This window comes from Pleomorphochaeta sp., assembly GCF_050031695.1.
Classification (GTDB): Bacteria; Spirochaetota; Spirochaetia; order Sphaerochaetales; family Sphaerochaetaceae; genus Pleomorphochaeta.
Map to the genome: position 1 here is coordinate 38,029 of NZ_JBNAIC010000073.1, position 24,173 is coordinate 62,201.

The 24,173-nt window shown below is 25.1% G+C and carries 20 protein-coding genes; 7 read left to right on the forward strand and 13 right to left on the reverse strand.

The window, feature by feature from the left end:
- Window positions 1-29 precede the first annotated feature (29 nt).
- Window positions 30-5,069: a translocation/assembly module TamB domain-containing protein gene (locus ACPKM0_RS12270; RefSeq protein WP_472476349.1), complete on the reverse strand. Its 5,040-nt coding sequence runs from the start codon at window positions 5,067-5,069 to the stop codon at window positions 30-32.
- Between the two features lie 102 nt (window positions 5,070-5,171).
- Here ACPKM0_RS12270 and tmk point away from each other — a divergent pair, with 102 nt between their 5' ends.
- Window positions 5,172-5,786 carry a dTMP kinase gene (tmk, locus tag ACPKM0_RS12275; protein ID WP_472476351.1) on the forward strand — a complete coding sequence of 205 codons (615 nt, stop codon included), beginning with the start codon at window positions 5,172-5,174 and terminating at the stop codon, window positions 5,784-5,786.
- Between the two features lie 56 nt (window positions 5,787-5,842).
- Here the strand turns inward: tmk and queA are convergent, their stop codons facing one another.
- The 6 genes from queA to ACPKM0_RS12305 all read right to left on the reverse strand — a co-directional run bounded on the left by queA (window position 5,843) and on the right by ACPKM0_RS12305 (window position 10,265).
- Complete coding sequence (gene queA, locus ACPKM0_RS12280) at window positions 5,843-6,889, reverse strand: tRNA preQ1(34) S-adenosylmethionine ribosyltransferase-isomerase QueA (protein WP_472476353.1); 1,047 nt, start codon at window positions 6,887-6,889, stop codon at window positions 5,843-5,845.
- A gap of 15 nt (window positions 6,890-6,904) precedes the next feature.
- The gene (gene ruvB / locus ACPKM0_RS12285; protein WP_472476355.1) at window positions 6,905-7,975 is read right to left on the reverse strand and encodes a Holliday junction branch migration DNA helicase RuvB; all 1,071 of its coding nucleotides are present in this window, start codon (window positions 7,973-7,975) and stop codon (window positions 6,905-6,907) included.
- An 11-nt stretch (window positions 7,976-7,986) separates the two neighbouring features.
- A complete protein-coding gene (gene ruvA / locus ACPKM0_RS12290) occupies window positions 7,987-8,610 on the reverse strand; it encodes a Holliday junction branch migration protein RuvA (protein ID WP_472476357.1) in 624 nt (207 codons plus the stop codon).
- Entirely contained in the window at window positions 8,607-9,098 is a 492-nt protein-coding gene (ruvC, locus tag ACPKM0_RS12295; RefSeq protein WP_472476359.1) for a crossover junction endodeoxyribonuclease RuvC, read from the reverse strand. Before ruvC ends, ruvA begins: the two co-directional genes overlap by 4 nt.
- A gap of 5 nt (window positions 9,099-9,103) precedes the next feature.
- A complete protein-coding gene (locus ACPKM0_RS12300; RefSeq protein WP_472476361.1) occupies window positions 9,104-9,847 on the reverse strand; it encodes a YebC/PmpR family DNA-binding transcriptional regulator in 744 nt (247 codons plus the stop codon).
- A gap of 181 nt (window positions 9,848-10,028) precedes the next feature.
- Entirely contained in the window at window positions 10,029-10,265 is a 237-nt protein-coding gene (locus ACPKM0_RS12305) for a hypothetical protein (RefSeq protein WP_472476363.1), read from the reverse strand.
- A gap of 209 nt (window positions 10,266-10,474) precedes the next feature.
- Here ACPKM0_RS12305 and ACPKM0_RS12310 point away from each other — a divergent pair, with 209 nt between their 5' ends.
- Together ACPKM0_RS12310 and ACPKM0_RS12315 are read left to right on the forward strand one after the other, a co-directional pair.
- Window positions 10,475-11,716, forward strand: a complete 1,242-nt coding sequence (locus tag ACPKM0_RS12310; protein WP_472476364.1) for an MFS transporter — start codon at window positions 10,475-10,477, stop codon at window positions 11,714-11,716.
- A gap of 4 nt (window positions 11,717-11,720) precedes the next feature.
- Window positions 11,721-12,734 carry a helix-turn-helix domain-containing protein gene (locus ACPKM0_RS12315; protein ID WP_472476365.1) on the forward strand — a complete coding sequence of 338 codons (1,014 nt, stop codon included), beginning with the start codon at window positions 11,721-11,723 and terminating at the stop codon, window positions 12,732-12,734.
- On the opposite strand, the gene ACPKM0_RS12320 is transcribed toward ACPKM0_RS12315, so the two are convergent.
- Together ACPKM0_RS12320 and lepB are read right to left on the reverse strand one after the other, a co-directional pair.
- Window positions 12,726-13,988 (reverse strand): coproporphyrinogen-III oxidase family protein, encoded by a 1,263-nt coding sequence (locus ACPKM0_RS12320; RefSeq protein ID WP_472476366.1) that lies wholly within the window; start codon window positions 13,986-13,988, stop codon window positions 12,726-12,728. The two genes, ACPKM0_RS12315 and ACPKM0_RS12320, sit on opposite strands and share 9 nt — an antisense overlap.
- Window positions 13,985-14,995, reverse strand: a complete 1,011-nt coding sequence (gene lepB / locus ACPKM0_RS12325) for a signal peptidase I (RefSeq protein ID WP_472476368.1) — start codon at window positions 14,993-14,995, stop codon at window positions 13,985-13,987. The genes ACPKM0_RS12320 and lepB overlap by 4 nt, the downstream gene beginning before the upstream one ends.
- 64 nt (window positions 14,996-15,059) lie before the next feature.
- Here lepB and ACPKM0_RS12330 point away from each other — a divergent pair, with 64 nt between their 5' ends.
- Both ACPKM0_RS12330 and smpB read left to right on the forward strand, forming a co-directional pair.
- On the forward strand, window positions 15,060-16,508 hold the full coding sequence (locus ACPKM0_RS12330; RefSeq protein ID WP_472476369.1) for a formylglycine-generating enzyme family protein: 1,449 nt from the start codon (window positions 15,060-15,062) through the stop codon (window positions 16,506-16,508).
- 18 nt (window positions 16,509-16,526) lie between these two features.
- The gene (gene smpB, locus ACPKM0_RS12335) at window positions 16,527-16,997 is read left to right on the forward strand and encodes an SsrA-binding protein SmpB (protein WP_472476371.1); all 471 of its coding nucleotides are present in this window, start codon (window positions 16,527-16,529) and stop codon (window positions 16,995-16,997) included.
- A gap of 228 nt (window positions 16,998-17,225) precedes the next feature.
- Here smpB and ACPKM0_RS12340 read toward each other — a convergent pair whose 3' ends face one another.
- The gene (locus ACPKM0_RS12340) at window positions 17,226-18,488 is read right to left on the reverse strand and encodes an AAA family ATPase (RefSeq protein ID WP_472476372.1); all 1,263 of its coding nucleotides are present in this window, start codon (window positions 18,486-18,488) and stop codon (window positions 17,226-17,228) included.
- A gap of 108 nt (window positions 18,489-18,596) precedes the next feature.
- Window positions 18,597-18,989, reverse strand: a complete 393-nt coding sequence (locus ACPKM0_RS12345) for a site-specific integrase (RefSeq protein WP_472476382.1) — start codon at window positions 18,987-18,989, stop codon at window positions 18,597-18,599.
- A 57-nt stretch (window positions 18,990-19,046) separates the two neighbouring features.
- On the opposite strand from ACPKM0_RS12345, the gene ACPKM0_RS12350 reads away from it, so the two are divergent.
- Entirely contained in the window at window positions 19,047-20,936 is a 1,890-nt protein-coding gene (locus ACPKM0_RS12350; RefSeq protein ID WP_472476374.1) for a DNA/RNA helicase domain-containing protein, read from the forward strand.
- Between the two features lie 73 nt (window positions 20,937-21,009).
- Here ACPKM0_RS12350 and ACPKM0_RS12355 read toward each other — a convergent pair whose 3' ends face one another.
- On the reverse strand, window positions 21,010-21,276 hold the full coding sequence (locus ACPKM0_RS12355; RefSeq protein ID WP_472476376.1) for a hypothetical protein: 267 nt from the start codon (window positions 21,274-21,276) through the stop codon (window positions 21,010-21,012).
- A gap of 334 nt (window positions 21,277-21,610) precedes the next feature.
- Here ACPKM0_RS12355 and ACPKM0_RS12360 point away from each other — a divergent pair, with 334 nt between their 5' ends.
- The gene (locus ACPKM0_RS12360; RefSeq protein ID WP_472476378.1) at window positions 21,611-23,263 is read left to right on the forward strand and encodes an acetolactate synthase large subunit; all 1,653 of its coding nucleotides are present in this window, start codon (window positions 21,611-21,613) and stop codon (window positions 23,261-23,263) included.
- 138 nt (window positions 23,264-23,401) lie between these two features.
- Here the strand turns inward: ACPKM0_RS12360 and ACPKM0_RS12365 are convergent, their stop codons facing one another.
- Window positions 23,402-24,058 (reverse strand): hypothetical protein, encoded by a 657-nt coding sequence (locus ACPKM0_RS12365; RefSeq protein ID WP_472476380.1) that lies wholly within the window; start codon window positions 24,056-24,058, stop codon window positions 23,402-23,404.
- Between the last annotated feature and the right edge of the window lie 115 nt (window positions 24,059-24,173).

Genomic DNA, 24,173 nt, shown 5'->3' on the forward strand with positions numbered 1-24,173 from the left:
CTCCTAAGATTTAATACATTTTACTTATACTAACGAAAATGTATTGTTTTAGTTACACTAAAACCTATAGTATCTAATATTTTTAAAATAGACAATTGTGTTGGATTTGTAAAGAATGAAAATTCTGCTAGTTTTGTATCTATTTCATATGACATTTCAAAATCAAGTGCTAAATCACTAGTTAAAAAACTTGTAATATCTTCTTCATCACTTGCTATTAAATTAATTAAAATCTGGAACTTAGAATCATCTGTAATATATTTACCCATATAAATAGAAGTGTTATTTAAATATCTAGCAAGTGGAGAATATGATGAGTAACTAGAATCATAAATAATTGATTCTAGTATGATATTTTCAACAATACTACTATTTAAACTAAAGAAGTCTAAATTCAGTGTTGAAGCTATAACATTATTTAAAGAAGAAATACTACCTGTATCAATATAACCTAAAGATGAAAATACGCTAGTTGCAGCTGTAGCTATTGAAGCGATTGAATCACTATCAGAAGAAGTAGAGAAAGATTGACCTAATATTTCCATTATTTCTTGCTGACTCTTATTTGGTATACTAGTAAACATTGGATTTAAATTTGTTAATGTTGAATTATTCAACCTTAGAATAATATCTATTGAATCTCCATTTGAATCAATATCACTTAATGTTGCATCTAAAGAAATGACAGGTTCTAATTTTTTTGTTACAGAATTTACATTTAAGGCAAAGGTTCCTTCATTTAAAAAGAAATTCTTTTGGAAGTAAAAAATTTCACCTTGTAAAATTTCAATCGTACCAGTTGGTGAGTAAGTTTTAGTTTCTGAATCAAATTTAATATCAATATTTTGATTCTTATCCATAACTAGTTTTAATATTGGGTTATCGAGATGTGGATAATAGAAAGTATTATTTTCACCAGTAACTACTGTTAAATCACCATTTACTTCTTGAACAGTTTTTATCCAAGATGGTAGATTAACACCACTTCTAATTACACTATCTTTTATCATTAAATCACCACTTAAATAAGAAGTAGATCCATCTGTTGCATATTTAAAATAATTTTTTACTTTAGTATCAATAGTGAAATTCATTCCTAATAATGGTAAAAATGCAGGAATATATTCTGGCATTATCATATCAATTTCAAAGAAATCAAATAAGAAATTTGGTAAACTTATAGTAGAAGATGCTGTAAAATCATATGAATCATTTGTATCTAAATCAATATATTTACCTTTAAAATTATTAGTATATAATTTATCTTCATTGAATAAAATCGTAATATTTGGTGCTGAAATTTCATTATCATAAGTATATAAAGATTTCATTTTGAAATTAGTTGATGTTACCTCCCCATAATATTTTATATTTTTAAATATATCTGTAAAATATAAAGAACCTTTAAAATCTTCGCCATAGAATTTAATTAACTTAACATTAATTATTCTAGCTAAGAATGAAACAGGAAATACTATATTGTTTACATATGCATCTAAATCATTATTTGAATAATCAAAGGTTATATCACTTGCAATACCAAATTCTTTATCAATATTTAAAGATCCATTTTTATTATTTAAATCAATTTTGCTATTAATATTACTAGATGTAAAATCAAATATACCATCTGTTATATTAAAACTACCATTAATATCTTGGAATTTGAAATCTTCATCAATATTTTTTTCCCATAGCAATTCATATTCAGCAACATCTTCAAGTGCTACAATATTTGTTAGATTTAAATCACCATAAACATTATCTAAAAGTCTATAATCGAAATCTTTAATATTTCTTACTTTATTATAAAAATCTAAGGCTGTATTATAATCTAAAGTCTCTATAGAAAAACTATCTTTTGCATTCTCTAATAACGATTTAAAATTAATTAGTAAATTTAAATCTAAACTACTTGTTTGATTAACAACTATATTAGGAGATATTATTTCAGGCTTAGTTTGAATAGATAATTCAACATTTTTAGTATCTAGATTAATTTTAGTATTATTTATTGAAAAATTATTTATTATTAAATTTAAATTTTCAAGTAAATAATTTTCATTTTTAATATATAAATTTGAACTAAAATTAATTAAAGGAATCTCTTCAACTTCATTTGTATCTTCTATAATTGTAGAAGTTCTTTGTTCTGGTAAATTTATAAAAGGAACAAAAGAAATTATTGTTGATAAAATAGTAGTTTCATCAACTGTTATTGCAGATTCAACTGTGTTCACAATTGGTTTTAAAAAAGTACCTGTTTCAAGAATTTCTATTTTACCTTTTAAATCATTAGTTTTATGAAAATCAGTTTCACCAATTAATTTAGAATTTAATAATATTTCTTTATCATTATTAAATAACCTTGCTATATTAAAATTGCTTATGTTTAAAAAGATATTATTAATTTCACCTTCATTAAACAATGAAGCTTCTATACGTTGTGTTGTATTATCACCATATGTGAGATTTAATTCATATGGTAAATTAAAATTATTATGATATAAAGTTAAATATTGAGGGCCACTATATTTAATTGCTCCAGTATAAAAAGTATTATATTTTATATTATGATAATCAACATCATTTAAAAGAATTGAATCTTGGGTAATGTTCCCGTCAAAATTAAAACTATATATATTATTATAAACTAAATTAAATTGTGATAAATCAAACACCCAGTTATTATTGTTTTTGTACTTAAAGCTAACATCACCATTAAATGTAGTATTATCTATGCTTTTTATCAATAAATCATTAAAGTTTAAATCAACATTAATTTGTTCTTTAACAGCTAATTCTAAGTCTAGTCCCAAATTACTATAGGCACTAAACTTTAGATTTTCAATATCACCAAATATTTGTAAATCAAAAATATCTTTACCAAAAGCTATATCAGATTCTATTTTATATATATTATTACCTACATTAATAAATGATCCATTATAATTAAAATTAGTTAAAGCATTAATATTTAAATTAAAATCAGTGCTATTTTTATTTAAACTTTCATTTAAATTTACATACAATATTTCATCACCAGTTTCTATATCTTTAACATTAACTTTTCCATTAATATTATTTCTTAACAGGTTATAATCACCTTCAAAAGCTAATCTATAATTAAACAAGGATACTGAGAGCATATCAAAAGAAAGATTCGAATTATTAATATCTGATTTTAAATTAAAAGAAATATCATACCTGTTATCAATAAAAATAGATTGTTTTGCTAATATAGTTGAATTTAATTTACCAGAAAATCCTTCATTTTCTATAGGTAGACTTCCATCATAATAGATAGAACCTATTAAAATTGTATCGTCATCAAAATAGTTTTTAATAACGGGAATATTTTCATAAATATATGTAGAGAAATCATTGATTGGTAATTCATCCATAATAATTGAAACATTCACATTGTTATTAGATATTGTTTTCTCCATATCTCCATATGCACTAATATTTAAATAATTCCCATAATCAATAGCTGCTTCAACTGTTTGTACATTACCTTCAGCTATTTTTAAAGGACCATTGATAAACAATTCAGCATTAATGTCATTTAATAAATCATCAAAAGATAAATCATTAATTGAAACTGAGGCATTAATCTCTTTTATAAATTCAGTGATTTCAAGACTACTTGATAGTTTTGTGTTAATTTTATGTATTTCATTTGAAAGTACAATATCGGATTGCAAATCTAAGATAATGGACTCATAAGAGTCTTTTAAGTTACTTAATTTAGAAAAATCTAGAACTCCATCAGTATATAATTTTTCATCATTAAGTGATGAAACACCTCTAATTATTAAATTGTTTAAGTTTACATTATTATTATTATTGATAAGATTAAAATCACTAATTCTCAAACTACCTTTATCAAAAAAGGATTTAGATGATAAAAGAGAGAGGTCAATATCATTAAAATTATATAAATTATCTTGATAATTTATATACATATTATTTTCATTATTGAAATAAAAGGACAGCTTTTGATTAACACTAGATAAACCAATATTTGCTTCTTCAAATTTTATATCATCATTATTTAGATTTGATAAAACAAAATCCTTTGGAATTAGAGTTATAGAATAATCTTCAAAATTTGTTTTATATTGAGCTTTTAATTCATCTATTTCTAAATTAATTAAATCATTATCATATTCTGTCTTTTCTAGATTAAAAATTATTTGCCCAACAGTATCTAAATCATATGAAATATTACCACTATTTATGAAAACATTATTTTCATTATTATTAAAATATAAAGAATTTAGAAATAAATTTATTTTTTTTTTATCATATGAAACATTAAAATTATTAGCACTAGCTAAATAATTTTCTCTTTCAAATTTAAGTAAAGAAAAATCACAATTCAAAATATTTAATATACCATTCTTCTCTAAACTAAAATTTAAGTTACTAAATAATGAGTTAAATAAAATATTATTTCTTTCTAAGTTAATACTTCCACTATCAATTGATAATGTAATGTCATTTTTAAATAAAGAAGAATACAATATAGTAGATAAATCTATATATTGTTGATTAATAATTTGATCAAGAATTATTTTATAGTCTAGTTCTTGATTATTTTTTATTTCTTCTTTTCTTTCTAACTTTGATTGAATAGCTATAGTATTATCTTTTATTTTTATTTGAGATAAGGCAGAACTTAAGTCACTTATATCAAAAACAATATTCAAATTTAAGCTTTTAGCTGATATATTCAGATTCAAAGTTTTATCAAAAAAAGCATAACCTATGTAATTAAGAAGACTTTGATTAATCTCTAAATCTTCAATTGTTACAATTTCTAAATTTTCTTTCTTTATTTTTAAACTTTTTATCTTTTGTTTTAACAAAAAAGATTCATTTATTTCTTCAATTTCGATAGAATAACCATTAGGAATTTCAAGGTTTGTAAAAATTGCTTTATTTACAGCTTGTACTGGAGTTTTGGCTTGGAAATTGAATATACCAGCAATTGAAATTAATAGTAATATAAGTATAATTAATGAAATAGTAAAGATTGATTTTAATGTACTATGATATTTCAAGACCTTCCTCCAATAGTATATTTACATTATAATACGAAAAAAAAATTTATTCATTAGTAAATTATAATCAATTATCACATATAAAAGGAAAAAATAAATAAAATGAATGAAATATTAAAAAACTTTATTGTTATCGAAGGCTTAGATGGAGCTGGAACAACAACTCAACTAAAAAAGATAAGTAAAGAATTAGAAAACAACAATTACAAAGTCTATTCAACTTTTGAACCAACAGATAGACCTATTGGAAGATTAGTAAGAGATGTTCTATCAAAAAAATTTATTACAACTCCATTAACTCTTGCAAAATTATATGCAACTGATAGAGAAGATCACCTTTATAATGAAGAAGATGGTATAATAAAACAATTAAATGATGAAAAAATTGTAATTAGTGATAGATATTTTTACTCATCTTTAGCTTACCAAGGATATACATGTGATTTTGATTGTGTAAAAGATTTAAACAACTACCCTAATCCACAAATTTTAATTTATATAGATACTCCTTTAGAAGAATGTTTAAATAGAATAAATAAAAGAAATAATGAAAAAGATATTTTTGAAAATAAAAAGTTTTTAGAAAATGTAGCTAATAATTATGAGAGAGTTATCTCAAGCCTCCCAAAAGATGTTATTTTACTGAGAATAGATGGAACAAAATCTGTTGATGAAATAGCATCCATAATAACAAAAAAATTATTAGAAATTTTATAAAAATTAACCCATATGTTAAAAAAAACATATGGGCATTTTTTAAATATTATCTTTTATTATTTTATAAACATAGCATCACCATAACTAAAGAAACGATATTTTTCATCAATTGCATGATTATATGCTCTCATTATATTTTCTTTTTTAGCAAAGGCCGATACAAGAACTAATAGAGTACTCTCAGGAGTATGGAAATTTGTTAATAATTGATCAACAATTTTAAATTCATAGCCAGGTTTAATAAATAAATTAGTACGCCCCATTCCACTTTTTAATAATCCATTATCATCAACTGCACTTTCTAATGTTCTAACACTTGTAGTGCCTGTTGCAACAATTTTTCTATTATTGATTTTAGCATCATTAATAATTTTAGCAACTTCTTCAGATATACTATATCTTTCAAAATGCATATCATGATCATCTAAATTTTCACTTCTAACAGGCATAAATGTTCCCATTCCTACATGAAGTGTAATTTCTACGATTTCAACACCTTTAGCCTTAATTTTTTCAATAATTTCATCAGTAAAATGAAGACCTGCAGTTGGAGCTGCAACACTTCCTTCATTTTTTGCATAAATAGTTTGATATCTAGTCTCATCGCTAAAGCTATCATCTCTTTTAATATATGGAGGTAGAGGAACATGACCATTTTTTAAGAACCATTCTTCAGAAATTTCTTTATTAAATTTAACAACTTTAGTACTGTCACTTAATGATTCAACAATTTCAGCTTGTAAATCATCATTAAAAGTATATTTTTTTCCAACCCTTTGTTTTTTACTTTTAGTAACCATACAGTTCCATTCAAGTTTATTTAACTCTTCTAAAAATAAGAATTCAACTTTACCACCTGTTTCACTGATAGCATAAGTTCTAGCTTTTCTAACCTTTGAGTTATTTACAACTAAAATAGAATCTGCGTCTATTTGATCAACAAAATCATCAATATCTTTATCACTATATTCACCACTTACTCTATCTAATACGAGCAATCTATCTTTACCTCGTTTATCACAAGGTTCTTGAGCTATTAATTCTTGTGGTAATTCAAAAGTAAAATCTGATGTTTTTAATCCACTTTGTATTTTATCTGCCATGTATTTCCTCATTAACTATAATATTGAAGTATCTAAATCTTGCATTTTTTTAGGAGGTGTTTTATTTAATAATTTATAAGCTTTAGTTGTAACACATCTTCCTCTTGGAGTTCTAATTAAAAAACCTTTTTGAATCAAGTAAGGTTCATAAAAATCTTCTAATGATTCAATTGCCTCTCCTACACTTATTGAAAGAGTTGAAGCACCAACAGGGCCACCACCATAAAAGTCTATTATAGTTTTTAATATATTTCTATCTTGTTTTTCTAATCCTATTGGATCTATACCTAATCTAGTTAAACCTTCATCAACTACTTTTGTAGTTATAACTCCATCTGATAAAACATCTGCAAAGTCTCTAAGTCGTTTAAGTAATCTATTTGCAATTCTAGGAGTTCCTCTACTACATCTAGCTAAGGCAAGTAATGCATCATCATCTATTTTACAATCAATTAAACTAGCACTTCTTTTAATAATCTTACTTAATTCTACTTCATTATAGAATTGTAAATGACAAGTAATACCAAAACGTGAGTGAAGAGGAGATGAAACTTGACCTGCTTTTGTAGTTGCCCCTACTAATGTAAATTTAGGAAGTGGGATTCTCATTGTTCTAGCTGCTGGTCCTTGCCCAATAACCCAGTCAATTTCAAAATCTTCCATTGCAATATATAACATTTCTTCAAGAGCAGGTTTTAATCTATGAATTTCGTCAATAAAAAAGATAGACCCTTCACTAACATTTGTTAAGATACCAGCTAAATCTTTAGGTTTTTCAAGTGCAGGAGCACTTGTCATTCTAATTTCTTTTCCCATTTCATTAGCAATAATACTAGCTAGAGTTGTTTTACCAAGACCTGGAGGTCCAATTAAAAAAGTATGATCTAAGGCTTCATCTCTTTCAATTGCGGCTTTAATAAAAATAGCTAAATTCTCTTTTAATTGTTTTTGTCCCTGAAAATCTTTTAGTTTTTTAGGACGCAATATATTTTCTTGTTCATCGTTTTCATTTTGAAAACTAGTAGAGACAAGAGAATTATTCTTAAGTGCGTCAATTTCAGATACATTATTTTCAAATTCACTCATAATTTATGCCTTTAACTCAAATTTGCAACAGCAAGTCTAAAGATATAAGATTCTATATCATGTTTAGACAAACCTGCTAATTTATCTTTATTAGAATCATAAATTTTATAAACCACTTTTTGTGTTTTATTTTTTTCATATCCCATTTCAACAAGAGCTGCAATTAATTCATTAAATTGATTATTATCATTTGTATGACTACTAATTTCACTCTCATTATCTTTTTCTAATACCAAAGTACCTCTTAGAGCTAATACTAACTTAGAAGCTGTCTTTTTACCAATTCCTGGTAGTCTAGAAAGAGCTGTAATATCACTATTATCAAGCATAATTACAAAATCTTTAAAACTGACACCACCCATTATTTTAAGAGCTCCTTTTGCTCCAATACCAGAAACATTTTGAAGTTGAAGAAAAAACTCTCTCTCTATCTCATCAATAAATCCAAATAAAGTCATTGCATCTTCTCTATGCTGTAAATAGGTAACAATTCTTACATCATTTTTATCCATTAAAACACTTAATTTAGAAGCAGTAGAGGTTGCAACTAATAAATTAAATTCAATACTATTACTTTTTATAATAACATTATTTGATGAAATGCTTACAATTTCACCATAAATTGCATTTATCATATTTTTATCCTACTCATTGATTTTTCATAAAAGGCTAAACACAAAGCAGCAGCTAATGCATCTGCTGCATGATCAGGTCTAGGTCTAGAATTTAATCCTAAATGTAATTTTACCATTTCTTGCACTTGCTTTTTATCAGCAGTTCCATAACCTGTTATAATAGATTTAATCTGTAAAGGTGAATATAGTTTAACATCAAGATTAAGTTGTGACAATTTATGAATTGAAGAACCTATAACCTTTGCAACAGAAATTGCAGAAGAACTATTTTTTGTAAAAAAAATGTCTTCAATTGAACAAATATCAACTTCATAACTTTGAGCTAGTTTTCCTAACTCTTCAGCAATAGTAAATATTCTAAGTTCTTGTTTTATTGATTTATCCGTTTTAACGACTCCAAAAGAAACAGGCCGGGACTTATTACCTATTGAATCAATAATACCCCAGCCTGTATTCGCTAATCCCGGATCGATGCCAAGAATACGCATATATTTTATTCGTCTTCCTCAAAATCATCAGGAAGTTCTAAGTTTGTTGAAACTTGTTGTACGTCTTCTAAATCTTCTAATTTATCAACAATCTTTAATACTTTTTTAGCTTTATCACTAGGTAAAGTAATCATTTGATCAGCAATTTTTTCAACACCAGCTGATTCTTGTTCAAAATTAGCAGCTTGAAGAGCTTCTAAAACATTTGCAAAATCACTAGGAGCTGTTGTTACTTCAATGATACCATCTTCTGTTTCAACATCATCTGCACCATTTTCTAATGCAATTTCAAAAATTTCTTCTTCACTATATTTTTCTTCACTGTATGTGATAATACCTTTAGATTGGAACATGTATGAAACACAACCTGTTGTTCCTAAAGATCCACCTAATTTTGTTAAAGTTGATCTAACATCAGCAGCAGTTCTGTTTTTATTATCTGTTAAAGTGTCAACGATAATAGCAATTCCACCTGGAGCATAACCTTCATAAGTTAATTCATAATAAGTTGCTGCATCAGCTTCACCACTACCTTTTTTGATAGCTCTTTCGATATTATCTTTAGGCATGTTTTCTGCCTTAGCTTTTAAAATAGCTGTTCTAAGTGTAGCATTTGAATCTGGATCGGGGCCACCCATTTTTGTTGCAACTGTAATTTCTTTAATTAATTTTGTGAACTTTTGACCACGTTTAGCATCTGCTATACCTTTTTTGTGCTTGATTGAAGCCCATTTACTATGCCCAGACATATATACCTCTTTATCTATATTAAAATTTATATTATTGCCTAATTCAGTTTTTAGACAAATCCTTATAAAAACTAACATAAAGGATAATAAATTTCAAGTTCATATATATATTTACTATATTTATAAAAACTATAATTCAAATAGAATAATTAACAGTTGTTAGTATAAATAAAACTTATAATTATATCCCTTTCTCAATTTTATCAATAAATACTTGATAAGCCATAATTGTCCCTTCTATCTCAGCTTGCTTAGTATCCCCACGTCCAGTCCAATCAAGTCCTTCATATTTATAATAACTTTCTAATTCTTTTTTTATATTTTCAAGTGAAAAGTCATCTCTATGTTTTTTTTCTTCTAAAGTTCTTAATACTACATTAAAAGTATCATCACATATTTTTTCTAATAATTCTTCCATGAAACAAATATAAAAACATTAAAATCTTTGGTCAATATAAATATTGAAATTAAAAATAGACAGATTATATTCCTTTTAATAAATCCTAATTTTTACTTTAAATATAATTTCTTGACATATATAATAATATCTAATATTCTAAGTACATTAGATAAACATCTAATATATTAACAATATAAGATAAATATCTTATTTAATTAGAGGCTTTAATGAACAAAAATAAAAGAAATATGGGAATATTCTTCTTAGGGTTTTTAATTTCAGGTCTTGGAACTGTTATATATAATTTTGCAATAGGTTTATATGTTTTACAAATAACTGGATCGGGATTAACCTTTTCACTAACCATAATGTTATCTATGATTCCAAGAATTATCATTTCCCCTATAGCTGGTATTTTAGCTGATAAATTTTCAAGAAAGAAATTTATTATATTAATGGATTTTTTATCTTCAGCCCTTTTATTTACGATCTTTTTAATATTAAAAAAAACAGAACTTACCCTACCTATAATTTATATAACAACATTTTTACTTTCCACATTTAATGCCTTTTTCTCAGTAAATATTGACTCTTTAATTCCGAATCTTGTTGATGATGATAAATTAGTTAAACTAAACTCAATTGATTCCTTTCTTGATTCTCTAATAAAGATTGTAGGTCCTATAATTGGGGGATCTCTATATTTGCTTTTTTCTATAAAAGATATAATAGTAGTTAATGCAATTTCTTTTTTTATTTCAGCTATTCTTGAAATCTTTTTCAAAATTGATATTAGTGAAAAAGTTAATTTAGGTATTAATAAAGTCAAAAACTCATTTTTCAGTGATATTAAAAGTTCAATTATTTATATCAAAAATAATAAAATAGTATTGTTTATAATAATAGATGCTATGGCAATTAATTTTATCTTTATGAATTTATCTATTGTTATTCCCTATTACTGTGTAAATGTAATAAAGCTATCAGCAATTAATTATTCTATTATACAAAGCTCTCTACCGTTTGGTATGATTATAGCATCCCTTTTATTTGCTATAAAAAAAACAAATAAGATATTAGTATTTAGTGAAATATATAATAAAACCTTATTAATAGCTTTCACTCATATAGCACTGTTTATACTAACTCTCTTTAGTATTAATAACACTTATAATAATATTCTTCTCTTTCTAACTATATTTATATTTGGCTACCTAGTTTGTTTTATAGATATATTGATGAATACGTCTCTTCAAAAAAATATAGTAGATGAATTTAGAGGGAGAGTTTCAGGTCTTGTAACATCCCTCTCTCAAATTCTATCCCCCATAGCTGTTTTGATTTATGGATTATTAATTGAAAACTTTAGTGTCTCAACTACAATACTTTTTTCAACAACACTTTTTTTAGTAATTAGCTTTTTCTTTAGAAAAGAAAAAAAATATGATAAATTAATAAAAAGGATATAACAATATGGAAAAAATTTATTTTAATGAAAGTATAGACTTTATCTTATTTATAGATACTATTTCTAACATTGATTATTTTAATCAAAAAATTACAGATTTAAAAAAGGATTCTCCTTTTTCTTTTAATGATGAAAATCTTCTTAACTATATTAAATTCATTAATAGATATTATAAGACTTATACCTTTTTAGAAAAAAACTTCTTAATAACTTATTTTAATAATACAAATGTCCTTTTTAATTATCTAAATTATTTATTATTTAGAAAAATGAATTTTAATGATATAAACTTAAATACCTTTAAAAACTTTTTAAACCATTATTATGCTACTGATATAATGTGCCGTTTAAGTGAAATAGAATTAATTACTATAATTAACTCTAAAGATGGTAATTTAAATAATAATATTGATGTTTTAAAATCTGCGAATTTAATTTTATCTATTATTGAAGATTCTGATGTACTATCTTCTTTTACTTTAGAATTAAATAAAATTCATGAAAAATATAAAAAGGATCTTTTCAATAATGATAAAGAAACTATAAAGAAAAGCATTATTAACATTAATAATGAATTAAATAACAATAGTGATGAGTTTTATAAAAAAATTAATAACTTCTATGATTCAAACACCATTAAAGATTATAAGCTAATATATAGCTATTATTGCCCTTATATTTATAACATTCATTTATCAGCAAAACATATTGTATTTGGAGATTTCATTTTAAATTCAAAAAATGATGATGAAGAATATTTTATACTTTTAGCCAAATATTTAAGCCAACCAAAAAGATACAAAATCATAAAACTTTTATCAAATAAACAATATTACTCTAATGAATTAGCAAAAGAATTAGATTTAAGTGCTGCGACAATGAATTACCATATTAATAAACTATATGATTTAGGCCTAATTAACGTAGAAGAAGGTAAACAAAATAAACTTTTTATTGATTTAAATAAAAACCGTTTAAAATATTTATTAAAAGGTATACAAAAAGATCTTCTATCTTAAATATTTATCAAGAAAAACAGAAATATCTAAAATAATCGTATCTAATAAAAGAAAACCATCTTCTGTTAAATGAAGAAAATCACCACTTATTTTATATAAATTATCACCTAGAGTATTAAAGGCTTTTATAACTATATCTTTTTCAATTTGAAAATGTGCTTTTAATGTAGGAAAATTTAATCCTCTATTATTTCTAAGGGTTACTATAAGGTATTCATCTAAATATTCACTTTTAGATAATTCTTCAACTTCATACTCATTAAATAAATCACTTTTAATATAACTGTTGATACTAGATGTATTTGTTAATCTTATCAAAGTATTCTCATCAAAAAGTGTTGAAGCTGAAGAAGATCCGAGTGATATATAAGGTGATAAATCCCAATATCTTAAATTATGTAAGCATTTATTATTATCTTTTGTAAAATTAGAAACTTCATAATGTTCAAAACCTTTTTTTTCTAAATATAACCAAAGATTTTCTAATAAATCTTTTTCAAATAAATCATCATTTTTATTTATTATTTTATCTTTAACTAGATTATATAAATGTGTACCCTCTTCTACACTTAAACAATAAAGAGATAGATGTTTTAAATTAGTATATTTTAATAATGTATCAATATCTTTAATACTATCTTCTTTTTTTTGTGTAGGTAATGAACTCATTAAATCAAAAGAATATTTTATACTTGTATTAAGGGATAGATATTCTTTTTCAGTTATTAAATTATTTTTTATAAAATAATTATTCTTTAAATCTATTTTTAATAAATCTAAATTACTTATAATCTTTAAAGCTTTAATATTATCATTATATCTAGCATTTCTACCTAATAATTCTAAAATTTTATCATCAAATGATTGAATTCCAACTGATATTCTTGTAGCTAATCCTTCTTTAAATAAATTAATATATTCTAAAGTTAATGATTCTGGATTAATTTCAAAAGAAGTTTCTTTTGATGGTCCTATTTCGATTAACAGTTCTCTAAGTCTCTTATAACCTAAAACTCCAGGATTTCCCCCACCAATAAATACAGTATCATAAGGTTTATTATAATATGATTTTAGAACTTTTATTTCTTTCTTTAATTTAGACAAATAAGAGTCAACTTTCACTTCATCCCAACATTTACTACTTTCACTGTAAAAAGCACAGTAATAACATTTAGTATTACAAAAAGGGATGTGAATATATAAAGAGAGAGAATCTTGTTTTTCTAATAAATTAAGATATCTGTTATTTATCATTGATTTCCTAAATAACTAATTCTATTTAAAGGCCAGAATCTAAAGAATACTCTACCAATAATAGTATCTTGAGAAACAGGTCCAAAATATCTACCATCTCTAGAATTATCTCTATTATCTCCTAAAGGAAGTACATAATTATCTGGAACTGTTATACCATTATCAAATTGGTTAAAACTAGATCTTGATGAAAAATCACTTGGATCGATCTTATATTCTGTGTAATTTTTTATTTTCATAAATTGATACATATCTTTTGGATAATTTGTATCAGTTAATTCACTATAGTCATTCATGTAATATGAAGGAGTATAAGTAGAATTTGATAAGTTTTTATCTCTGTATGCTACTAATGCAGCCCAAGCATTAAGTCCTGAATAATATGAATCATCAATTAGTCTATTTGGACCTAAACTTAATTCATTAGCTTCTCTATAATCCATTTCATTTACAAATTCATCACTTCCAGATACTCTAATTTCAACATTGCCATCAACAAATCTAACTGTGTCATTGTTCATAGCAGCAGCTCTTTTTACATAAAGTCTTTCTGCTGGAGTTCCATCTTCATTTTTATCAATGTTAACTAGAGAAAAAGTTGCTGAAAATAGCATTTGTGCTGCAACATCAAATAAAGGACCTTTTGATTCATATTCAGGATTGTAGAATGTAATTATATTATCTCGTCTTACTACTCTGTTATTTGAACCTAGTTTAATACCACCTGGCCACACTTCTAGTCCATAAACATTTTTATTTACGAATACCCTATCCCCAACTAACATAGTTTTTTCCATAGATGGAGTTGGTATTACAAATAATTGGAATATATATTGGTTAAGAAGTAGTATTACTACTACAGCGAAAACAAGGGCATCAACCCACCCTTTTACTTCACCCCAAAAAGTTCTTTTTACTGGATGCTCTTTTTTATATATTTTCAAAGCTTTACGCTTTGTCAAATATTTTATGCTAAATTTTTCAACTTTATCTAAAAATAAACTCATGATAACAACATACAATAAACTAAAAGAGTTGACAAGGATTAAAGCTATAAGTAACTTGTAAGATATGAAAGAAATAAAAGACTTACCTGAGATTGATGACGTTGTATTACCTAAAGTTGGTAACATGAGACCTGGTGTTTATGTATTAGCTTTAGTTGTTTTTGTAGTTTTATTAGTTATTTTTTTAATTGGCTTTTTACCAGGGATTTTAAACGGTGGTAAATTTGTTAATTTTAATAGCGAAATAGATAATGTTGGTGTATATGTTGATGGAAATTACATCAGTGGAACACCTGCACAAGAATTTATAGAAAGTGGTGAACATGAAGTTGTTTATAAAAAAGCTTCTCAAATTATTGCAAAAGAAAATATTACAGTAGGTCATCCCCTTTTCTTAACTTATATCTTTCATAGATACCAAAATGTTAATTTAGAATTCAATGAGTTAACAACTGAGAAAATTAATCACATAATTAATTATGATATTAATTTAATCATAGATCAAAGTTCTATTTTAACTTTTAATGCTATTACAAACTATATTCCTTATTTTTCTCAATATGCTAAAGATGCTGTTGCTTTTGAATTAAGCGAAAGTGAAATAAAAGAAGATTTGAATCTAGCTTCTTCATTTATAACATCTGTTGAAATGCTTGAAGATGCAAAAGCTGCTTATGATTATATAGGGATTGATGCAGATGATTCTTTACTAAAAGCTGAAGCTTTATTTAATGGTGATTCAAATAATATAGGTAAAGCCTTTAAAAATGTAGAAATAAATACAACTATTGATACTTTAAAGATAAGTGATAAAGCTATTATTTCTACTTTAAAAGTTGAACCAACTTCATTTGTAATGGGAGATACTACTTACAATACTTATCCAAGTATTAACGAAGCTGGTATTGAAATAAACTTAGATAGTAGTTTCTATTTATCTAAAACTCCTATTTCTAACTATTTATATTCATTATTTATTGTAGAAAACCCAACTTGGGCAAAAAGTAATATTGAATCATTATTAGAAAAAGGACTTGTAGATGAAAATTATTTAAAGGGTATTAGTTTATCAACATCCTTCCCTTCTCTTGAGCCTATTACTAATATAAGTTATTATGCTGCAGAAGCTTTCTGTACTTGGTTAAGTGCTGAAACAAATACTAATATATTCATTCCAAGCGAAGAACAATGGACTTTAGCTTGTTTTGGATCAACTAATTACATTGAAAATACTTATAGTAATTCATTAATTGCTACAACAAGTGATGATAATCAATTTGACTTAATGTTAGGCGGGGTTTGGGAATATACTAGCACCCCATACATCCCATTAAGTAAAGTTGTTGATAATAGAGATAGTTTAATTATTCAAACTCAAGAAAATTATACTACTGATATAGTTGTCAAAGGCGGCTCTTTATTAAATAATTCAGTTGATATTAACAGAGTTGGTGCAATGAAAAAATCTGCATGTTTTGAATATATGGGATTTAGAATTGCTTATACTAAATAAATTATAGGTAGATTAATAATGAAAGATAAATCAGATCAAAATAAATTCTTATTAAAAAATAAAAAAGCTTATTTCAACTATGAAATTGTTGAAACACTTGAATGTGGTATGAGCTTAGCAGGTACTGAAGTTAAAAGTATGAGAGAAGGAAGATTTTCCTTCACTGATAGTTACGTTACTATTGAAAATGGTCAATTACTACTTTTACAATTTACAATTCAGCCATACAAGCAAGGTTCTATTTTTAATCATGAACCAGAAAGAAAGAAAAAACTTTTAGCTCATAAACAAGAAATAAAAAGACTAAAAAGAAAAATTGATGAAAAAGGTTTAACTCTTGTTCCAACTAAGGTTTATTTAAAAAATAACCTAATTAAAATGGAAGTTGGCCTTGCTCGTGGTAAAGCTCTTCATGATAAAAAGAATGCTATTAAAGAAAGAGATCTTAAAAAAGATGCTCAAAGAGAATTAAAAAGACTTAAGTATTAATAAGTAACACAGTATTACTAAATACTGTGTTTAATCTTAATAATATCTTATTTTTTATTTCTTTTACTTATCTATATATTGTAGTTGTATTTTTTGTTTATTGGTATGAATTACCATTTTTTAAACTAAATATGTAATAATAACTTAAATTAGGGACCCTTGTACCAATTCTATTATTTCTATTACCTCGTTTTACATTACGTTTGTTATCACTCATAACTAATCCTCTCAAAATATTAATTGTGATAATTTAGGGATTGCCCCATATTTTCCTATTAAATAATTTTTTTCATAATTTTCATCTTTTCTTATTTTATTTCCATCTTCACTTTTAAAATCAACTAATGAATATAATGAAGAAATACCATCAAAATTTTTTTCAGTAAACCAAAATTCATCACGTCTTAAAGTATCTGATTCTAATAACCATGAATCATGAGATGTAAATAATAATTGTGCATTTTTATTATTAATTTCAGGATTAGCAAAAGATAAAATAATGCTTCTAACTAATAATGGATGCAATCTAGCATTCAATTCATCAATTAAAAGTACACTTCCATTTTTAAAAACATCTTGAAAATACTGATAAAGTGAAAACATTTTTAAAGTACCAGCTGATTCTTTCTCTATAGGAATACTTACTGTTTTATTTGTACCATTAACTTTATGTATAGATTCAATGTTATATATTTTTCTTTTATTATCATTGATATTGTTTGAAAATGATACTTCAACATTAAATCCTATAATTGAAGGATCAAATGTTGAAAGATATTTAACTACACTATTTTGAACTTCTTTTTCTATAAAATTAACAGGTAAAGTTTTAGAAATAAAATAATTATTTAAGGGACCCCCAAAATCAGCAAATTTATTTTTTGAGAACCAATCCCTAACTATTTTAAGTTTTTCTATTCTAAGTTTAGCTCCTAAAGACACAATAAGAACTTCTTTCCCTAGAGAAATTTTAATATTATCATGACTCTTTTTAGGTAAACCACTTAAATCAAGTTTGTTTTCTAAAATATTTCTATAAAATATAGTTCGATAATTTCCTCTAGAGGTTTTAGCCTTATAATTTAACCATTCTTCTTCAACTTTTCCCTCTCTTATTGAAAATCCATAATTATATATTTTTTCATCGTCAGGATTTTGTACTGTAAAATAAATTTCAAATTCTGAAGGATTTTTTTTAGAATCCAAATCAAATAAAAAAGGGATATTAGAAAAAAAATCTAATTTATCATTTTTTTCTTCATCACTATAGGAAAACGAATTTAAAACATAATTTGTCATATAAGAAAAAGCATCAATTACATTAGTTTTACCGCTAGCATTACCACCATAAATTACAGATAAAGGTAATACTTTTTGGTTACTAACATTACGTACATGTATATTAAATTCAGAAATCTTTGTTGCAGAAAAATCTAGAGAAGTTTCATTCTTAAAAGATTTAAAATTTTTAAATTTAAATTCTATTAACATAATTATTCCTCTTATTTATAATATAATGATAAAAATATACAAAATCAACAATTTAATGAGATAATTTCTCAATTATATGTATAATATTATTATTTTTTATATATTTTCTCAATTTATCAATCCAGAAAGAGATCTCATAACTAAATCAATATCTTTATTTTCTAATTCTTGAATTATATGAAGATAAGTTTTTTGAGTAGTTGTCATACTAGAATGCCCCAATCTTCTTGCTACACTAGCTATTGAAACTCCAGCAAATAATAATAAAGAAGCATGTGTGTGCCTTAATCCATGAATAGAAATAATAGGAATATTCGATTTTCTACAGTACCTTGCTAAAATATCGTTAACTGTAGAATTATAAACCAGTTTATTAGCAAATATAGGTTCATCTTTTGGTAAATATTTTTTAATTTCTGATAACTGTATTACTAATTGCCAATCTATTTGGACTTTTCTAATAGAAGACCCTCTAGTGTAAATTATAATAAACTTCCCTATTTATTATTTTTATATTAAAATAGTTATTAACTAATGCAAAAACACTGAGGAAATGAAATGATTATCTATGAAAATACTAAAACAGGGTTTATAAATGATGTTAATTCAGGTTTATATGTACAAAAAATAGAAAGTATGGTATTTGATAAAATGCATCGAAAAACAAGCCCTAGTGAAATAAACTCATGGATGAATTCATTGATTCGAATGAAAGATGTTATTGATGACAATGATATACCTGAAGATGTTGGTGTTGCAATCGAATATAACATCCCAACTACATCAAAACGAGTAGATTTTATTTTATCTGGATATAATAAAAATAAAGAAATGGAAACTTTATTTGTAGAATTAAAACAATGGCAAGAAGTAACTGAAGTAAAAAATCAAGAAGATGTTGTAAAAACTTATACTGGCAACGGCAATAGAATAGTTGCACATCCTTCCTATCAAGTATGGTCATACACAGAATTATTAAAAAATAGTAATAAAAATATTCAACTTAATAATATAAAATTAAATCCTTGTGCTTATCTACACAATTATAATATAAAGAATAATGATCCAATAATTGATTCGAAATTTGACAACATTATAGAAAGAGCCCCTATTTTTACAATTACGGATAGAGATAAGCTTAAACAATATATCAAGAAGCATATAAAATATGGTGATAAATTATTATCTCTTGAAATGATAGAAAAAAGTGAACTTTATCCTGCTAAATCTCTACAAGATAGTATTTTTTCTATGTTAAAAAAGAATCCTGAATTTATTATGATAGATGAGCAGAAAGTTATTTATGAACAAATTTTAAATTTTACAAAACAATCAAAGTTAGATAATAAAAAAAGAGTTATTATAGTAAAAGGAGGCCCTGGTACAGGTAAAACAGTTGTAGCCATAAATTTACTAGTAAAAATAATTAATATGGGGATTTTTTCATCATATGTTACAAAAAATAGTGCACCTAGAGAAGTTTTTTACCAAAAATTAAAAGGAAAAGATTTTAAGACAAAATACATTAAAGGTTTATTTTTAGGCTCAGGTTCTTTTATAAATACTCCTAAGGATAGTTATGGTTTATTAATTTGTGATGAAGCACATAGACTAAATGAGAAATCTGGAATGTATCAAAATCTAGGAGATAATCAAATTAAAGAAATAATCGAAGCATCTAAAACTTCAGTATTCTTTATAGATGAAAATCAAAGAGTTACTTCGAAAGATATTGGATCAATTACTGAAATAAAAAAATGGGCAGATACATTAAATGCAGAATGTTTTGAAACTGAATTAACTAGCCAATTTAGATGTGGTGGATCTGATGGATATTTATCTTGGATAGATAATACTTTGCAAATTAAGGAAACAGCAAATATATCTTTAGAAGGAGTTACATACGATTTTAGAGTATTTGATAGTCCAAATGAATTAAAACAAGCTATTATAAATAAAAATAAAATAAAAAATAAATCTAGGTTAGTTGCTGGATATTGTTGGAATTGGATTAGTAAAAAGAATCCGTCTGAAAATATAAATGATATTGTTATTGATGATTTTGAAATGCAATGGAATTTAAGTCAATCTAAATTACCTTTTGCCATAGATGATACTTCAGTTAATCAAATAGGATGTATTCATACTTGTCAAGGTTTAGAATTTGATTATGTTGGTGTTATTATAGGAGATGATTTAAGATATGAAAATGGCGAAGTAATTACAGATTACACTAAAAAAGCCAAATCTGATATCTCTTTAAAAGGTCTTAAAGGTTTAGCTAAAAAGAAAAATCCAGAAGCCTTAAATAAAATTGATTTAATAATAAGGAATACCTATAGAACTCTAATGACTAGAGGATTAAAAGGTTGTTATATTTATTGTACTGATAAAAATCTTTCTAACTACTTTGAAAAATGTATTACTCAAGAAATTATAGGTAAATAAAAATAAATTGATTAACAAATAGTTAAATATACTTTTACCGTTTGTTAAATATGTTATTTATAATTTCTTATATCTAAGTACTTACCTTCCATCCATTATTAACTAAATCATCAAGAGATTCATATGTTGCTAATAATTCATCAGTTTCATAATCATAAATAGGATATTTATAATTTGCAGCATCCATTAACTTAATATAGCCATAGCTTCCATCTATATGATCTAAATTACATCCTTTATTTTTCCCAGATAAATCAAAGCAAAAGGCTATTACATCTAGTTCATCAATAATCCTTTTAGTTTTTAATTTTTGATCCTTACTCCATTCTTTTTGTTTCATACTTTTTCTCCTTTTTGTTAGTTAAATAATAACTTTATTATATATTAAAGTCAACTTTTTAACTTACTTTTATTATATAAATAGATAATATTTCACTATCTTTAATTATATATGTTTATCTAATAAGAAGTTGCTGAAAAAATGTAGAATAAAATATTAGAAAACTACAAATATTATAAGAATGACAGATTTATAAATACCAAAAAAAAACATATTAAAATTGCGTATTTCTTCAAATTTACTGTTGTTCTAATCCTCATTAGATGTTAACTTGTTTCATAAAATAATCTTAATAAGTAGGAAAAAAATAGTATAACTATTTAATGGTACAAAAATGGATAAATTTAAGAATACAGCGGACTTATTAGTCGAATGTCTTGAAACAGAAGGTGTTGAATACATCTTTGGAATCCCTGGTGAAGAAAACTTAGATGTTATGAATGCTCTTGAAAAATCAACAATTAAATTCATACCTACACGACATGAACAAGGAGCAGCATTTATGGCTGATGTTTATGGACGACTTACAGGTAAAGCCGGAGTTTGTTTATCAACTTTAGGGCCTGGTGCTACAAACTTAGTAACTGGCGTTGCAGATGCTAATATGGATGGAGCTCCTTTAGTTGCGATAACTGGACAAGCAGGTACTGATAGGATGCATTTAACATCACATCAATATGTTGATTTAATTAAAATGTTTGAACCTATTACTCAAAAATCTAAAGAAATTGTTAGACCAGATACCGTTAGTGAAATAGTTAGAATTGCTTTTAAATACGCAGAAAATGAAAAACCAGGAGCAACTCATATAAACTTACCTTGTAATATCGCAAAAATGAGAGTTGAAGATAAGCCTATGAAAAAAGTACCTGTGCAAAAAGGTTACGCTACAGCTTCTTCAATAGAAAAAGCAGCTATTGCTATTTCAGAAGCTAAAAATCCTATTATTTTAGTTGGTGCTGAAGCTGCTAGAAATAATACTAACAAAGCAGTTACTTCAATTGCTGAACATTTAATGTTACCTACCCTTAATACTATTATGGCAAAAGGTGTTATTTCATGGAAAAATAGATATAGTATGTGGACTTTTGGAATTCCACAAAAAGATTATCAAGACATTCTTTTTAATCAAGCAGATTTAATTATTGCTATTGGTTATGATCTTGTTGAATGTGCTCCTAGAAAATGGAATCCTAACAGAGATAAAAAAATAATTCACATTAGTAGTAAACCTGCTCACATTAATAAATATTATGAACCAGAATGCGAAGTTCTAGGCGATATCGATTTTTCTTTAAATGAAATAAAAAGAAGAGCAAGTAGAGATGAATTCCCTAAATGGGCTTTCAAAATAAAAAAAGAAATGGAAACAGATTATGAAAGTTTTAAAAATGACAGTTCCTACCCTATGAAACCTCAAAAATTATTATATGATGTTAGAAAAGTGATGGATTCTAATTCTATTTTAGTTTCCGATGTTGGAGCTCATAAAATGTGGATAGGTAGAGAATATAATTGTGAATTACCACAATCCTGTATTATTTCTAATGGTTTTGCAACAATGGGAATTGCTATACCGGGAGCAATTGCTGCTAAGTTAATTAACCCCGATAAAAAAGTACTAGCTATTAGTGGTGACGGTGGATTCATGATGAATATGCAAGAATTAGAAACTGCAGTTAGGTGTAAAATTAATTTCGTTGCTATAATATTAGCAGATAATGCTTATGGATTAATAAAATGGAAGCAAGATGAACAATTTGGACATCATTGTTTTGTTGATTTTACTAATCCTGATTTTGTTACTTTAGCTGATTCCATGGGTTGTGTCGGTATGAAAATTGAAAGCAATGAAGAATTTATTCCTAAATTAGAAAAAGCTTTTACAATGGACAAACCTGTTATTATTGAATGCCCTATCGACTATAGCGAAAATATGAAATTAACTAAAAAATTACAAGAAATAACAGAAGGAAGACTAAAATAATAAATTAATTTCTAACCTATAATAATTGCTCCTTATAACATTACAAATAATCCTAAATTCAGGTTATTACAGTAATTAAGGAGCATATCTTATAAAAATAGAATTTATTTTATTATTAATTAATGAATGAAAATAAAATTAATTTTTTATAAAAATATTAATCTTTTCAATTACATATTTTAAAATATTTATTGATTCTACACAATTATTACTTTCTAATGAATGGTTAGCATTTTCAATAGAAATAAGATTTAGATTAAAGCTACTTTGACTTAATGCAGTCATATCTAAATCATTTTTATACTTATCATTATCACCATATATTAATAAATTATTTATATCATTTTTAGAAATAAATTTACTTATTTGATATGCTGAAGTTCCTGGAGTTAACCAAATTGCGCCTTTAGTTCTATGATAAATATTTTCAGAATGTAATAATTTGTAACAAGCAGAAGTCCCTAAAGACTTACCAATAAACATTAATTCTTCATAGTCTAATGATTCAATATATTCTTGTAAATTTGATACATCTTTATCAAATATTTTATCCTGTTCACTTTCACTTAATTTTATAAAATCTTGATTTTTGGAGTATCCAAAATCAATTTGTAATATATCACTTTCTTTATTTTCGAGTAATTTATTTACATAGTAGAAAATAGGCATTGTTAAATCATAAGCAAAACCTGCTAATAATATAGTTAATCTTTTATTACCATTTGATTTTAAATTTATTTTACTATTTTCACTGTAAAAACTAAAATTTAATTCTTTATCATACAATCCACTCATATGTATAATATACACAACTATTAGTAAAAAGAAAAATGTTTTTTTCTAAAAATGAGTAAAAATAATAACAATTACAAAATAGTATTATAGTTTTTATAGAAAAATCATTTATATT